Annotated in this window: 12 protein-coding genes; 7 read left to right on the top strand and 5 right to left on the bottom strand. The window is 62.4% G+C overall.

Features of this window, described 5'->3' with window-relative positions; genetic code table 11:
- Positions 1-5: 5 nt before the first annotated feature.
- Positions 6-1469: an ATP-dependent RNA helicase RhlB gene (rhlB, locus tag D906_RS12485; protein WP_027609122.1), complete on the top strand. Its 1464-nt coding sequence runs from the start codon at positions 6-8 to the stop codon at positions 1467-1469.
- Between the two features lie 123 nt (positions 1470-1592).
- On the opposite strand, the gene moaE is transcribed toward rhlB, so the two are convergent.
- The 5 genes from moaE to D906_RS12460 form a co-directional block, all read right to left on the bottom strand.
- Complete coding sequence (gene moaE, locus D906_RS12480) at positions 1593-2039, bottom strand: molybdopterin synthase catalytic subunit MoaE (RefSeq protein WP_019097264.1); 447 nt, start codon at positions 2037-2039, stop codon at positions 1593-1595.
- A 2-nt stretch (positions 2040-2041) separates the two neighbouring features.
- Positions 2042-2287 carry a molybdopterin converting factor subunit 1 gene (moaD, locus tag D906_RS12475; RefSeq protein ID WP_019097265.1) on the bottom strand — a complete coding sequence of 82 codons (246 nt, stop codon included), beginning with the start codon at positions 2285-2287 and terminating at the stop codon, positions 2042-2044.
- Positions 2287-2757 carry a cyclic pyranopterin monophosphate synthase MoaC gene (moaC, locus tag D906_RS12470; RefSeq protein ID WP_003251775.1) on the bottom strand — a complete coding sequence of 157 codons (471 nt, stop codon included), beginning with the start codon at positions 2755-2757 and terminating at the stop codon, positions 2287-2289. Before moaC ends, moaD begins: the two co-directional genes overlap by 1 nt.
- A gap of 106 nt (positions 2758-2863) precedes the next feature.
- On the bottom strand, positions 2864-4258 hold the full coding sequence (locus tag D906_RS12465) for a PhoH family protein (RefSeq protein ID WP_012274097.1): 1395 nt from the start codon (positions 4256-4258) through the stop codon (positions 2864-2866).
- Between the two features lie 272 nt (positions 4259-4530).
- Positions 4531-5667, bottom strand: coding sequence for a polysaccharide deacetylase family protein (locus tag D906_RS12460; RefSeq protein WP_027609121.1), 1137 nt, complete (start codon positions 5665-5667; stop codon positions 4531-4533).
- Positions 5668-5805: 138 nt separating this feature from the next.
- On the opposite strand from D906_RS12460, the gene yaaA reads away from it, so the two are divergent.
- From yaaA to D906_RS12430, 6 genes are all read left to right on the top strand, one after another.
- On the top strand, positions 5806-6585 hold the full coding sequence (gene yaaA, locus D906_RS12455; protein ID WP_019097267.1) for a peroxide stress protein YaaA: 780 nt from the start codon (positions 5806-5808) through the stop codon (positions 6583-6585).
- Between the two features lie 805 nt (positions 6586-7390).
- Positions 7391-8707, top strand: a complete 1317-nt coding sequence (locus D906_RS12450) for a nucleotide sugar dehydrogenase (protein ID WP_016713524.1) — start codon at positions 7391-7393, stop codon at positions 8705-8707.
- A 74-nt stretch (positions 8708-8781) separates the two neighbouring features.
- The gene (locus D906_RS12445; RefSeq protein ID WP_025753970.1) at positions 8782-10263 is read left to right on the top strand and encodes a glycosyltransferase family 2 protein; all 1482 of its coding nucleotides are present in this window, start codon (positions 8782-8784) and stop codon (positions 10261-10263) included.
- A gap of 37 nt (positions 10264-10300) precedes the next feature.
- Entirely contained in the window at positions 10301-11467 is a 1167-nt protein-coding gene (locus D906_RS12440) for an alginate biosynthesis protein Alg44 (RefSeq protein WP_027609120.1), read from the top strand.
- A gap of 12 nt (positions 11468-11479) precedes the next feature.
- Positions 11480-12907 carry an alginate biosynthesis TPR repeat lipoprotein AlgK gene (gene algK / locus D906_RS12435; protein WP_019097269.1) on the top strand — a complete coding sequence of 476 codons (1428 nt, stop codon included), beginning with the start codon at positions 11480-11482 and terminating at the stop codon, positions 12905-12907.
- A complete protein-coding gene (locus D906_RS12430; protein ID WP_019097270.1) occupies positions 12904-14382 on the top strand; it encodes an alginate export family protein in 1479 nt (492 codons plus the stop codon). Before algK ends, D906_RS12430 begins: the two co-directional genes overlap by 4 nt.
- Positions 14383-14394: the final 12 nt, after the last annotated feature.

The following is a 14394-nucleotide window of genomic DNA, read 5'->3' as shown; positions in this document are numbered from 1 at the left end:
CGATCGTGCTCAAGGCACTCAAGAAAATATTCGGCAAGGGAGACGCCGCGCCACAGGCCGCCGCTCCTGCTGCCAGTGTGACGCCGCCTGCGCCCGCCCCTGCTGCAGAGGCCCGGCCCGCGCCCAAACCGGCCGCTCCACGCGCCAAATCCGCCCCTAAGGCCGAACAGCCCACCGCCGCTACGCCAGCCGCCGACACCCCGGCCAAGGAAAATCCGCGTCGTGAACGCAAGCCCAAGCCGCAGGCCAGCCTGTGGAAGCCGGAAGACTTCGTGGTCGAGCCGCAGGAAGGCAAAACCCGCTTCCACGACTTCAAGCTGTCCAACGAGCTGATGCACGCCATCCACGACCTGGGCTTCCCGTACTGCACGCCGATCCAGGCGCAGGTGCTGGGTTACACCCTGCGTGGCCAGGACGCCATTGGCCGGGCGCAGACCGGTACCGGCAAAACCGCTGCGTTCCTGATTTCGATCATTTCCCAGCTGCAGCAGACGCCGCCGCCCAAAGAGCGTTACATGGGTGAACCGCGCGCGCTGATCATCGCGCCCACCCGCGAGCTGGTGGTGCAAATCGCCAAGGACGCCATCGCCCTGACCAAGTACACCGGTCTGAACGTGATGAGCTTCGTCGGCGGTATGGACTTCGACAAGCAGCTCAAGGCCCTGGAAGCGCGCCACTGCGACATCCTGGTCGCCACCCCGGGTCGCCTGCTGGACTTCAACCAGCGCGGCGAAGTGCACCTGGACATGGTCGAGGTGATGGTGCTGGACGAAGCCGACCGCATGCTCGACATGGGCTTCATCCCGCAGGTACGCCAGATCATTCGCCAGACGCCGCCGAAAAGCGAGCGCCAGACGCTGCTGTTCTCGGCCACCTTCACCGACGACGTGATGAACCTGGCCAAGCAGTGGACCACCAACCCGGCCATCGTCGAGATCGAGCCGGAGAACGTGGCCAGCGAAACGGTCGAGCAGCACGTGTATGCCGTGGCCGGCAGCGACAAGTACAAGCTGCTGTACAACCTGGTGACCCAGAACAAATGGGAACGGGTGATGGTGTTTGCCAACCGCAAGGACGAAGTGCGGCGCATCGAGGAAAAACTGGTACGCGACGGCATCAATGCCGCCCAGCTGTCGGGCGACGTGCCGCAGCACAAGCGCATTCGTACACTGGAAAGCTTCCGCGAAGGGCGCATTACCGTGCTGGTGGCGACTGATGTGGCGGGGCGAGGTATTCACATCGATGGCATCAGCCACGTGATCAACTTCACCCTGCCGGAAGACCCGGATGACTACGTGCACCGCATTGGCCGCACAGGCCGTGCGGGGACCAGTGGCGTGTCGATCAGCTTTGCCGGGGAGGATGACTCCTACCAGCTGCCGGCGATCGAAGAACTGCTGGGGCGCAAGATCAAGTGTGAGATGCCGCCGGATGAGCTGCTGAAGCCGGTGCCGCGCAAGCATCACTGACCGGTGTTGGATTCTTCGCGCGCTTGCCCGCTCCCACCTCCACAGGTTTCGGAAGCTGTGGCGTACCTGTGGGAGCGGGCAAGCCCGCGAACCGGGGCAAAGCCCCGGCCATCAATATCCTGTCTACCAGCGCCCCGCCGCATCCTGGTCACTCTGCCTCCCTTCCACCCACCTTGGCCCTTCCTGGGTATTCTCCTTCTTCCAGAACGGCGCCCGGGTCTTCAAGTAGTCCATGATGAAGTTGCAGGCATCGAACGCCGCCTGCCGATGGGCACTGGCCACCCCCACGAACACAATCGGCTCGCCCGGTTCCAGCGCCCCTATGCGGTGCAGCACCTCTACCTTGAGCAACGGCCAGCGCTGCTCGGCCTCCACCACGATCTTGGCCAAGGCCTTTTCGGTCATCCCCGGATAGTGCTCCAGGAACATCCCTGCCACTTCGCGACCGTCGTTGAAATCCCGCACGTAGCCGACAAACCCGACCACCGCACCCACGCCGACATTGGCCGCATGCATGGCATTGACCTCGGCCCCGGGGTCGAACGCACCGTCTTGCACTCGCACCGCCATGCTCAGCCTCCGGTCACCGGCGGGAAGAACGCCACTTCATCGCCCTCTTCCAGCGGCTCATCGAGCCTGCACAGCTCTTCGTTGCGCGCACACATCACGTTTTGCTCAGCCAGCAGCTCATACTTCCCACCCTTGGCCACCAACGCCTTACGCACATCGTCGAGCACATTGAACGCACCTTCCACGCGCTCGGCATCCACGCCCAGCTGTTCGCGGTAACGGGCGAAGTACATCACCTTGACCTTCATCATGCCTCCACCTTGTAGTGCCCGCTCTTGCCACCGAGCTTTTCCAACAGACGCACCTGCTCGATGACCATGCCCTTGTCCACCGCCTTGCACATGTCATAGATCGTCAGCGCGGCAACGCTGGCAGCAGTCAACGCTTCCATCTCCACGCCGGTCTGCCCGGCCAGCTTGCAGCGGGCGACGATACGCACCGCGTCCTGCCCTTCGGCACTGAGTTCGACCTTGACGCTGGTCAGCATCAGCGGGTGGCACAGCGGAATGAGGTCGCTGGTCTTCTTCGCCGCCTGGATACCGGCAATACGCGCCACGGCGAACACATCACCCTTGGGGTGTTCACCATCGACGATCATCTGCAAGGTCTGCGGCAACATGCGCACCCGCGCCTCGGCGGTAGCCTCGCGCTCGGTCACGGCCTTTTCAGTGACGTCGACCATGTTGGCCCGCCCCTGGGAATCAAGATGTGTCAGCACTGCTCTGCTCCTGTGAAGGGAACAGCCAGTGTAAACCTGTGGGTCAGGTTTGAGCAGTGGGTTCAAGCGCGAAGAGGCCGGGCGGCGAACCGCCCGGCGGTGAGGGTTACAGATGCGACTCGGCGTACTCGGCCAGCACCGAACGTGGCACACCCTGCAGGGTGATGTGCACGCCATGGGGGAAGTCCTTGAAGCGCTCGGTCAGGTAGGTCAGGCCCGAGCTGGTCGCGGACAGGTAGGGGGTGTCGATCTGCGCCAGGTTGCCCAGGCAGACCACTTTGGAACCGGAGCCTGCACGGGTGATGATGGTTTTCATCTGGTGCGGCGTGAGGTTCTGGCACTCATCGATCAGGATCAGGCTCTGCTGGAAACTACGGCCACGAATGTAATTCAGCGACTTGAACTGCAGCGGCACGCGTTCGAGGATGTACTCCACACTGCCATGGGTACTTTCGTCATCCATGTGCAAGGCTTCGAGGTTGTCGGTGATGGCACCCAGCCAAGGCTCCATCTTCTCGGCCTCGGTGCCCGGCAGGAAGCCGATTTCCTGGTCCAGCCCCTGCACGCTGCGGGTGGCGATGATGCGCCGATAGCGCTTGCTGACCATGGTCTGCTCGATGGCCGCGGCCAGGGCCAGAATGGTCTTGCCGGAACCGGCGGCACCGGTCAGGTTGACCAGGTGGATGTCCGGGTCAAGCAGGGCGAACAGCGCCAGGCTCTGATGGATATCGCGAGGCTTCAGGCCCCAGGCTTCCTGGTGCAGCAGCGGCTCCTGGTGCAGGTCGAGCAATAGCAGCTCGTCGTTGCGGATACCCTTGATCCAGCCGACGAAGCCCTGCTCATCGATGATGAACTCGTTGATGTGCACCGCCGGCAGGTTGTCGATCATCTGCACCCGATGCCAGGTGCGGCCGCGCTCCTGTCGGGTGTCGACTTTGCTGACGCGGTCCCAGAACGAGCCGGTAACCGAATGGTAGCCCTTGGACAGCAAGGACACGTCATCGACCAGCTGGTCCGTGCTGTAGTCCTCGGCCGCAATGCCACAAGCGCGCGCCTTCAGGCGCATGTTGATGTCTTTGGTGACCAGCACCACGTCCAGGTCGGTGCGCCGGCTGCGTACGTCGAGCAGGGTGTTGATGATGATGTTGTCGTTGAGGTTTTCCGGCAGCAACTTGCTCGGTTCGTTGCGCGGGCTCATCAGGATCGACAGGAAGCCCTTGGGCCCACTCTTGTTACGCTGGATCGGTACGCCCTGCTCGACATCGCTGGGCGAAGCGTCACCAAGGGTCTGGTCGATCAGGCGGATGGCCTGGCGACATTCCGCGGCGATGGTCTGTTTGCCAGTCTTGAGTTTGTCGAGTTCCTCCAGCACCGTCATCGGGATGGCGACGTGGTGCTCCTCGAAGTTGAGTAACGCGTTGGGGTCGTGAATCAGGACGTTGGTATCGAGCACATAGAGGATTGGCTTGCTGGAGGAAGGGTTGCGTCCTTGGTCATCCATACTCGGTCACCTTATGTCGAAGCCATACGGCGCGGTCTGTTGCGCCGCAAAGTGACTGCCGCTCTCCCCGTATCCGCGTTGTTACGGGCGGGAAGCGAACCTGCCTAGGTGGGCCTGGATGACGCCACCTGTGCTGCAGGAATCGGCTGTCTGGTTTCTTCATACCGCAAAAACCATGACCGAAAAAAGCATTTTTACGTCTTTTTGAAGTTTATTTTTCCGATTGACGAAGAGGCCTTGGCGGCGAGGCCAGAGGGGGCTACGCTCAGAAGTCATACCCCTTGTTCGCTATATCCATATTCCCGGCAATCTTCCCAGCCAATCCCGCTTTGGGCGGTATTGCGCAGCAACCATTCCACCGCCGGCTGGGCCTTGGGCAGGCTGTCGTGGAACTGGATCACCCCTTTGCGCCACAACAGCATCAAGGTCAGCACCCGCTGCGCCGAGGCCTCGGCGCTCAAAGCGCCATCGTCCTGAGCATCGATATCCCACAGCGATACCCGCAACTGCTGGCTGGCCATGAAGGCCTCGCCATCGGCACGGCGTTGACCGTAAGGCGGGCGGAACAGCGGTACATACTGGCCCGGCAGGTCGGCCTGAATCCGCGCCTGGCTGCGGCGCAGCGAATCCTGCCAGCCTGTCCATTGCGCGTGGGAGCGGTATTCCCAACCCTGGATGCCCACGCACTGCCCGCTATACAGCTGGCGCAAGGCATTCGCCGGTCCGGCATCACGGCGCTGTTGCAGGCGGTTTCCGAGCACGAAGAACGTGCCCTTCAGCTTCTGCCGGCGCAGATAATCCGCCAGTAAGTCGGTACTACCGCCGTCAGGCCCGGGCCCGCCGACAAAGGTCAGCAGGAACATCCGGTCGTTCAGCTCATCACCATTGCGCTCGCGCGAAGACAGCCGCTCGACCTCACTGCTGGTCTGCGGCAGCAATGCTGCCTTGCGCAGCTGTTCGTCCAGGTAGCGCACATGGAACTGATGGCTCGGCTCGATCCAACCGGTATAGAACGTGCCGACATCAGCAGCGAACGTTGCCGCCTGAGTACGCAAATCCGCCATGGAAGTTACCGGATAGCAAAACGATGCATCCTGCTCGCAACTGCGCTGCGCCTGTTGATAACCTTCCGATAACCGCTGCCACATGCGCGCCCGCACCTGGCGCACCTTCTGCAGATTGATCTGCCGCAACCCCAGCCGTGCCGCCAGCGCCGCATCGTCCAGCAATTCGCTCTCATGCAGCACCTGGGCGAACGAAAGAATCTCGGCCCGCGAGGCCACATCGAACAGCGCGGGGCTATCCAGCTGTTCGGGCCACAGGCTGCGGTCCAGGCTGACCTGGGGTGAAGGGGCGGCTTGCACGGCATAGCTCAACAGAGCAGCCAGCAAGGCAAAGGCGATGCGCACGGTGGAAGGCTCCGCAACGGCAAAACGCGAACTATAGCGCCTGCACCGCCCCATGGTCTGTGACTATCGTCGCCATAGTTTGGACTTGCACCGCCCACCCCGTAGAATCCACGGCCAACGATGCCAGGAGCCGACCCGATGCTGACGGTGATTTCCCCCGCCAAGACCCTCGATTACGACACCAAGCCTGTGACCGAGCGTTTCACCCTGCCCCAGTACCTGGACGACTCTCAGGAACTGATCCAGCAGCTGCGCGAACTGTCGCCAGCGCAGATCAGCGAACTGATGCACCTGTCCGACAAGCTGGCCGGCCTTAACGCCGCCCGCTTCGGCAGTTGGACCCCGGACTTCACCCCGGCCAATGCCAAGCAGGCGCTGCTGGCGTTCAAGGGTGACGTATACACCGGCCTCGACGCCGAGAGCCTGGGTGAAGACGACTTCAGCTATGCGCAAAACCACCTGCGCATGCTCTCGGGCCTCTACGGCCTGCTGCGCCCGCTCGACCTGATGCAGCCCTACCGCCTGGAAATGGGCACCAAGCTGGCCAACGCCCGCGGCAAGGACCTGTACGCCTTCTGGGGCACACGCATCAGCGAATGGCTGAACCAGGCCCTGGCCGAGCAGGGTGATGACGTGTTGCTGAACCTGGCCAGCAACGAGTACTTCAGTGCGGTGAAACGCAGCGCATTGAAGGCCCGGGTGATCAACGTCGACTTCAAGGACCTGAAGAACGGCCAGTACAAGATCATCAGCTTTTACGCCAAGAAAGCGCGCGGCATGATGAGCCGTTTCGTCATCCAGCAACGCATCAGCGAGCCGGAACAGCTCAAGCAGTTTGATGTGCAGGGGTACTACTACAGTGCCGAGCAGTCCAAGGCTGATCATCTGGTGTTTTTGCGGGATCATCCAGGCGATTGATCCGGCATTTGCGCTGCTCTTGAGACCGAGCGCCGCCCGCGCGGCGCTCGGTCTCATAGGCAAAGACCCTCTCAAGGCATACCTCTGCGAACCAATCACAAAAAGACTATTTTTTGACGCCAAAAAATCACCGCGCCTACCCTTATCGCAAAACGCCATAAGACCGCTCATAGCTTTTTTGACGTTTTTTGAAAAATTTTTTCGATGCTGGCATAAAAACATCTAGCAACAGTTTCGTCCTTTATACACGGGGACCAAACACTTGTGTGCTATCAAATTGAAACTGTCCGCCACTGAAAAAATATTTAGAAATCTTTCATTCGGGCGAAACCCAGTCCGGAACTTCTCCTGCGACCTGCCGCTCATAGTGCCGTAACGAATTTCCTGCCTCCGGGTTGTGAGAGATGACTTACAGATGACACGGGCAGCTATCCACTACCTGCCTTGATAACTTCGACAGGTATCACGGAACCCCCGAGACCCTGTTAATGCAGGAGAGACGCGTCCCCTTAAAAATCGTCCTAGTGGTTGATTTCAAAGGATTTTTCCACTTGAAAAAACAAGCACAGCAAGGCGCCAAGTAGCGCATTGCAATAAAGACGGGTGCATTTCAGGGCACGTTTTTTAATTGATGGCTTTTTACTGCCAACTTTGAGTGCATAACTTTTTGCGCTCCGGATTTATTTTGCCTGCGCTCGGCGAAGTGTGCATTCGCCATGGATCCGTGCGCCCGAAAACTGTTGTTAATCAACCCGGCCGGCACTTCTGGTAAGCGTCGGCGTGATAAACACATGAGGTGATAGCGATGCGTATCAGCATCTTTGGTTTGGGTTATGTGGGTGCAGTCTGTGCAGGCTGCCTGACGGCGCGTGGCCATGAAGTGATCGGTGTGGACGTGTCCAGCACCAAGATCGACCTGATCAACCAGGGCAAGTCGCCCATCGTCGAACCTGGCCTGGAAGCACTGCTGCAACAGGGCATCGCCAATGGCCGCCTGCGCGGTACCACCGACTTCGCCGAAGCCATCCGTGCCAGCGACGTGTCGATGATTTGCGTGGGTACCCCCAGCAAGAAAAACGGCGACCTGGGCCTGGAGTACATCGAGTCGGTGTGCCGCGAAATCGGCTACGTGCTGCGTGACACCACCCGCCGCCACACCATCGTGGTTCGCAGCACCGTGCTGCCAGGCACCGTCAAGAACGTGGTCATCCCGATTCTCGAAGACTGCTCGGGCAAAAAGGCCGGCGTCGACTTCGGCGTGGCGGTCAACCCGGAATTCCTGCGTGAAAGCACCGCGATCAAGGACTACGACCAGCCACCGATGACCGTCATCGGCGAACTGGACAGCGCCAGCGGCGACATCCTGCAGGCCTTGTACGAAGAACTCGACGCCCCGGTGATCCGCAAGCCGATCGAGGTGGCCGAGATGATCAAGTACACCTGCAACGTGTGGCACGCCACCAAGGTCACCTTCGCCAACGAAATCGGCAACATCGCCAAGGCCGTAGGTGTGGATGGCCGTGAAGTGATGGACGTGGTCTGCCAGGACACCGTACTGAACCTGTCCCAGTACTACATGCGCCCTGGCTTCGCCTTCGGCGGCTCGTGCCTGCCCAAGGACGTGCGCGCCCTCACCTACCGTGCCGCCAGCCTCGACGTACGCGCACCGCTGCTCGACTCGCTGATGCGCAGCAACGAATCGCAGGTGCAGAACGCCTTCGAACTGATCGAAGCCCACGACAAGCGCAAGGTCGCCCTGCTGGGCCTGAGCTTCAAAGCCGGCACCGACGACCTGCGCGAAAGCCCGCTGGTAGAGCTGGCCGAGCGCCTGATCGGCAAGGGCTACCAGCTGGACATCTACGACGAGAACGTCCAGTACGCCCGTGTACACGGTGCCAACAAGGACTACATCGAGTCGAAGATCCCGCACGTGTCGTCGCTGCTCAACGCCGACTTCCAGCAGGTGATCGACAACGCCGACATCATCGTGCTCGGGAACCGTGACGAGCAGTTCCGTGCGCTGGCCCAACAAGCGCCAGCCGGCAAGCAGGTGATCGATCTGGTCGGCTTCATGAGCAAGCCGACCTGCACCACCAGCCGCACTGAAGGCATCTGCTGGTAAGTGCCTGGCCGGGCAGCGGAAGCCTCCCCACTTCCGCTGCCCACCCTCCCCCGAATTCTCGACGGATGCTGAACATGCAAAGGCTCCAGACCGTGCTGTTGCAGTGCGCCGGGTGGCTGCTCTACATGAGCCTGCTCATGCTGATCGCCCTGGCCCTGCCAGCCGATATCTTCGACTCGCAGTCGAAGCACTTCATCTTCCTGGTCGGCGCAGTCGGCATCTGGCGCTATTCCATGGGCGCCACCCATTTCATCCGCGGCATGATCTTCCTCTACGGCGTGTACCCGTACCTGCGCCGCAAAGTGCAGAAAATGGGCAATGCCACCGACCCGTCGCATGTGTACCTGATGGTGACCAGCTTTCGCATCGAAGCCCTGACCACCGCCCAGGTGTACAGCTCGGTGATCCGCGAGGCGATCAACTGCGGCTTCCCCACCACCGTGGTCTGCTCGCTGGTGGAAATGTCGGATGAACTGCTGGTGAAAAGCCTGTGGGCCAAATACAACCCGCCAGCCCATGTGAAGCTGGACATCGTGCGCATTGCCGGCACCGGTAAGCGTGATGGCCTGGCCTACGGCTTCCGCGCCATCTCGCGCATGCTGCCGGACGAAAACGCCGTGGTGGCGGTGATCGACGGCGACACCGTGCTGGCGGATGGCGTGGTCCGCAAGACCGTGCCGTGGTTCAAGCTGTTCCCCAACGTCGGCGGCCTGACCACCAACGAGTTCTGCGAAGTACGCGGCGGCTACATCATGAGCGAGTGGCACAAGCTGCGCTTCGCCCAGCGCCACATCAACATGTGCTCCATGGCGCTGAGCAAGCGCGTGCTGACCATGACCGGGCGCATGTCGATGTTCCGCGCCAGCGTGGTGACCAACCCTGAGTTCATTGCCGACGTCGAAAGCGACTCGCTGATGCACTGGCGCCTGGGCCGCTTCAAGTTCCTCACCGGTGACGACAAGTCCAGCTGGTTCAGCCTGATGCGTCTGGGCTACGACACCTTCTACGTGCCGGACGCCGCCATCAACACAGTCGAGCACCCGCCGGAGAAAAGTTTCTTCAAGGCGAGCCGCAAGCTGATGTACCGCTGGTACGGCAACAACCTGCGGCAGAACTCCCGTGCGCTGGGCCTGGGCCTTGGCCGCCTCGGGCTGTTCACCAGCATCGTGCTGTTCGACCAGCGCGTGTCGATGTGGACCAGCCTGCTGGGGCTGACCGTGGCGGTGATCGCCAGCCTCAAGTTCGGCCTGGCCTTCCTGCTGGTGTACCTGCTGTGGATCGGCATCACCCGCCTGATCCTCACCGTCATGCTGCTGTGCTCCGGCCACAACGTGGGCCCGGCCTACCCGCTGATTCTCTATTACAACCAGATCATCGGCGCGCTGATGAAGATCTATGTGTTCTTCCGCCTCGACAAGCAGTCGTGGACGCGTCAGCCCACTGCCCTCAAGCGTGACCTCGCCAGCTTTCAACAATGGTTCAACACCTGGTCCTCGCGGACCATGACCTTCTCGGCGGCCAGCATCTTCGTTGCTGTGCTGTTCATGGTCGTGTGAGCCCAACCCGGATCGGATCTAACAGGAACAAACCACCATGAATACCGCCGTGAACGTCAATGTCGTGCATGAGTCCGAAGCCCAGCGCCAACACGCCCGGGTGCGCATTCCCGCCAAGCTGCGTTTCCTGGACGCCCAGCGCCAAACCCACGAAGTGAAGGTCGACGACCTTTCTGCCGGCGGCCTGAGCTTCCACACCAAGCAGCCACTGTCGGTGGGCGATGTACTGCGCGGGCGCCTGCAGTTCGTGGTCGACAACCTGGGCCTGTCGATCGACATCGAGTTCCAGGTGCGCTCGTACAACCCAAGCAGCGGCCGTACCGGTGCGCAGTTCCAGAACCTTGAACCCCGCGACATCGCCACGCTGCGGCACATCATCACCAGCCACCTGTCCGGTGAGCTGATCAGCATCGGCGACGTGCTCAGCACCCTGCAACGTGACAACTTCACCAAGGCGCGTAAGCAAAAAGACGGCGGCTCCGGCCTGAGCGCATTCGGCCGGTTCAAGGCAGTCACCGTCACCCTCGGGGTATTCGTGGTCGGCGTCGCGGCTTTCGGCTTTGTCGCCAAGTCGTTGTACGGCATGTATTTCGTCAGCCATGCCGAAGCAGGTGTGGTCGCGGTACCGACCACCACCATCACCATGCCACGCGACGGCACCGTGAGCAGCCTGGTCGAGGGCGGTGGGCAGATCGCCAAGGGCGCGCCATTGGCTAGCTTCACCACCAGCATGCTGGACATGCTCAAGGGCAATCTGGACGACTCGCAGCTGGAGCCGGCGAAGATCGAAGAGCTGTTCGGCAAGCAGCTGTCCGGCACCCTCACCAGCCCCTGCGATTGCGTGGTCGCCCGCCAACTGGTGGACGACGGCCAGTATGCCGCCAAAGGCCAGCCGATTTTCCAGCTGATCCCGCGCACCACCACGCCCATGGTCGAAGCCCGCTTCAGCTACCGCCAGTTCGACGAGGTCAAGCCAGGCACCCGGGTCAACTTCCAGGTCGCCGGCGAAGACGAAGTGCGCACCGGCCAGATCGTCAGCAGCGCCAGCCTCAACAGCGACGACCTCGCCTCCGACATTCGCGTGCAGATCAAGCCTGACAGCGGCCTGCCCGCCGAACTGGCCGGCCGCCCGGCTTCGGTCAACAGCGACCGTGGCCCATCGCTGAACTGGCTGATCGACAAAGCCGTGGCCCGTGGGCTGTAAGAGGATCACAGCATGATTCCCTACAAGAAGAGCGCAAGCCTGGGCCTGTGTGCCCTGGCTGCCGCCATCACCTTGGCCGGCTGTGCCGGCCTGCCCGACCAGCGCCTGGCCAACGAAGCCATGAAACGCGGTGACACGGCCTTGGCCGAGCGCAACTACAAGGCCCTGGCCGACCTGGGCTACAGCGAAGCGCAAGTGGGCCTGGCCGACATCAAGGTGGCCACCCGCGACCCGTCGCAAATCAAGGAAGCCGAGGCCACCTACCGCGCCGCAGCTGCCACGTCGCCCCGTGCCCAGGCACGCCTTGGTCGCCTGCTGGTGGCCAAGCCCGACAGCACCCAGGCCGAACGCGAAGAAGCCGAAACCCTGCTCAAGCAAGCGGCCCGTCAAGGCGAAAGCAATACCCTGATCCCGCTGGCGATGCTCTACCTCAGCTACCCGCAGAGCTTCCCCAAGGTCAACGCACAACAGCAGATCGACCAATGGCGCGCCGCCGGCAACCCGGAAGCGGGCTTGGCCCAGGTGCTGCTGTACCGCACCCAGGGCACCTACGACCAGCACCTGGGCGAGGTGGAGAACATCTGCAAGGCCGCCCTGAACACCACCGACATCTGCTACGTCGAATTGGCCACCGTATACCAGAAGCGTGGCCAGGCCGACCAGCAGGCCGACCTGCTCGCCCAGCTCAAAGCCGCCTACGCCCGTGGCGCAGTGCCGGCCACCCGGGTCGACAGCGTTGCCCGTGTGCTGGCTGACCGCAGCCTGGGCCAGACCGACGAGAAAACCGCCAAGGACCTGCTTGAGCAGGTGGCCCCGACGAACCCGGCGTCCTGGGTCAGCCTGGCGCAACTGGTGTACGACTTCCCCGAACTGGGCGACACCGACCAGTTGCTGGCCTACATCGACAAGGGCCGCGAAGCCGAACAGCCTCGCGCCGAACTGCTGCTGGGCCGCCTGTACTACGAAGGCAAGACCCTGCCAGCCGACGCCAAAAAGGCCGAGCAGCACCTGCAGGCTGCCGCCGACGCAGGCGAGATCAGCGCCCATTATTACCTGGGCCAGCTGTACCGCCGCGGCTATTTGGGCAACGTCGAGCCGCAGAAAGCCGTCGACCACCTGCTGGCCGCCGCCCGTGGCGGGCAGAACAGCGCCGACTATGCCCTGGCCCAGCTGTTCAGCGAAGGCCACGGCATTCGCCCGCAACCGGGCAACGCCTGGGTGTTCGCCCAGCTGTCGCAGGTCAACCCGACGCCGCAATCGAGCGAACTCTTGCAGCAACTCGACCAGCAACTCACGCCTGACCAACGTAGCCAGGCGCAGCAACTGCTGGCGCAAGAGAAGCAGGCACGCGGCAGCATGGCCCAGGGCGCGAACAGCACCCTGGCACTCGAAGCCCTGCAAGACGACGAAAAAGAAGTAGACGGTGAGGACTCGCTATGACGCTCAATCCCTTCGTGAAAGCTGGCATCGGCCTGAGCTTCGCCCTGCTGTGGTCCTGCCCGACCCTGGCGGAAATGACCGCTGAGAAAAACTTTGGCCTGGACGTGAAAATCACCGGCCAGTCGGAAGACGACCGCGACCTGGGCACCCGCCCTGGCGGCGACGTCAACGGTCTGGGCCTGGACCTGCGCCCGTGGGTGTACGGCGAACGCGGCAACTGGAGCGCCTACGCCATGGGCCAGGCCGTCGCCGCCACCGACACCATCGAAACCGACACCCTGCGCCAGAACGACGACGGCACCACCACCGACACCGGTGACGACAGCCGCCAGCCAGACAAAAGCTACCTGGCCATGCGCGAGTTCTGGGTGGGCTACAGCGGCCTCACCGCTTACCCCGGCGAGCAACTTCGCCTCGGTCGCCAGCGCCTGCGCAGCGACGATGGCATGTGGCGCGACACCAACATCGAAGCGCTGAACTGGACCTTCGACACCACCCTGCTCAAGGCCGACCTGGGCGTGGCCCAGCGCTTCAGCGAATACCGCACCGACCTCACCGAGCTGGCCCCGGAAGACAAGGACCGCACCCACATCTACGGCAACGTCGCCACGCAGTGGACCCCTGGTCACTGGGTAGGCGTACGTGCCCACCACACCCACGACAGCGGCAGCCTGAAAAACCCGGGAGAAACCGTCGACGCACTGGACAAAACCCGCACCGGCGACCTGACCTGGCTGGGCCTGGAAGCCAACAGCGACGCCTACAACTGGCGCAACGACCACACCGTCAACTACTGGGGCAGCGTCACCTGGCTGACCGGTGACCGCGACACCCTCAGCAGCCAGGCCGTCGGCGGCGAGCAGGTTGCCACCGGCAAGCAGAGCGGCGATGTCAATGCCTGGGCCACCGACCTCGGCATCCGCCTGCGCCTGGACCCGCAATGGCAGGTCGGTGCGGCCTATGCCCGTGGCAGCGGCGGCGGTGGCGACGACGGTTCGAACAACTTCGAGCAAACCGGCCTTGAGAGCAACCGCTCCAACTTCACCGGCACCCGCTCGCGCGTGCACCGCTTCGGCGAGGCATTCCGTGGCGAGCTGGGCAACCTGCAGGCCGCCACCCTGTTCGCCTCCTGGCAGCTGCGCGACGACTACGACGCCAGCCTGATCTACCACAAGTTCTGGCGTGTCGACGGCAACCAGAACATCGGCTCCAGCGGCATCAATGCCGCCGTCGACGACAACGGCGTCAACCGCCAGCTGGTCGACGGTGAAAAAGACCTTGGCCAGGAAATGGACGTGGTTGTGACCAAGTACTTCAAGCAAGGCCTGCTGCCAGCCTCCATGAGCCAGGCCATCGACGAACCGTCCGCCCTGGTGCGCCTGCGCGCCGGTGTGTTCAAGCCGGGCGACGCCTATGGCAAGGAAGCGGACTCGTACATGCACCGCGCCTTCGTCGACGTGATCTGGCGATTCTGAGGCCGGGAGAAA

The sequence above is a fragment of the Pseudomonas sp. LAIL14HWK12:I1 genome, assembly GCF_003202095.1.
GTDB lineage: Bacteria > Pseudomonadota > Gammaproteobacteria > Pseudomonadales > Pseudomonadaceae > Aquipseudomonas > Aquipseudomonas monteilii.
The sequence above is the reverse complement of the archived record's forward strand: the minus strand, read 5'-3'. Positions and strand labels throughout refer to the sequence as shown.

Excerpts from the sequence above, each read along its gene's own strand:
- moaE (WP_019097264.1), bottom strand. The coding sequence starts at position 2,039 with ATGGCGGTGCGAGTGCAAGACGGTGCGTTCGACCCCGGGGCCGAGGTC.
- moaD (WP_019097265.1), bottom strand. The coding sequence starts at position 2,287 with ATGAAGGTCAAGGTGATGTACTTCGCCCGTTACCGCGAACAGCTGGGC.
- D906_RS12465 (WP_012274097.1), bottom strand. The coding sequence starts at position 4,258 with ATGGATGACCAAGGACGCAACCCTTCCTCCAGCAAGCCAATCCTCTAT.
- yaaA (WP_019097267.1), top strand. The coding sequence starts at position 5,806 with ATGCTGACGGTGATTTCCCCCGCCAAGACCCTCGATTACGACACCAAG.
- D906_RS12450 (WP_016713524.1), top strand. The coding sequence starts at position 7,391 with ATGCGTATCAGCATCTTTGGTTTGGGTTATGTGGGTGCAGTCTGTGCA.
- D906_RS12445 (WP_025753970.1), top strand. The coding sequence starts at position 8,782 with ATGCAAAGGCTCCAGACCGTGCTGTTGCAGTGCGCCGGGTGGCTGCTC.
- D906_RS12440 (WP_027609120.1), top strand. The coding sequence starts at position 10,301 with ATGAATACCGCCGTGAACGTCAATGTCGTGCATGAGTCCGAAGCCCAG.
- algK (WP_019097269.1), top strand. The coding sequence starts at position 11,480 with ATGATTCCCTACAAGAAGAGCGCAAGCCTGGGCCTGTGTGCCCTGGCT.
- D906_RS12430 (WP_019097270.1), top strand. The coding sequence starts at position 12,904 with ATGACGCTCAATCCCTTCGTGAAAGCTGGCATCGGCCTGAGCTTCGCC.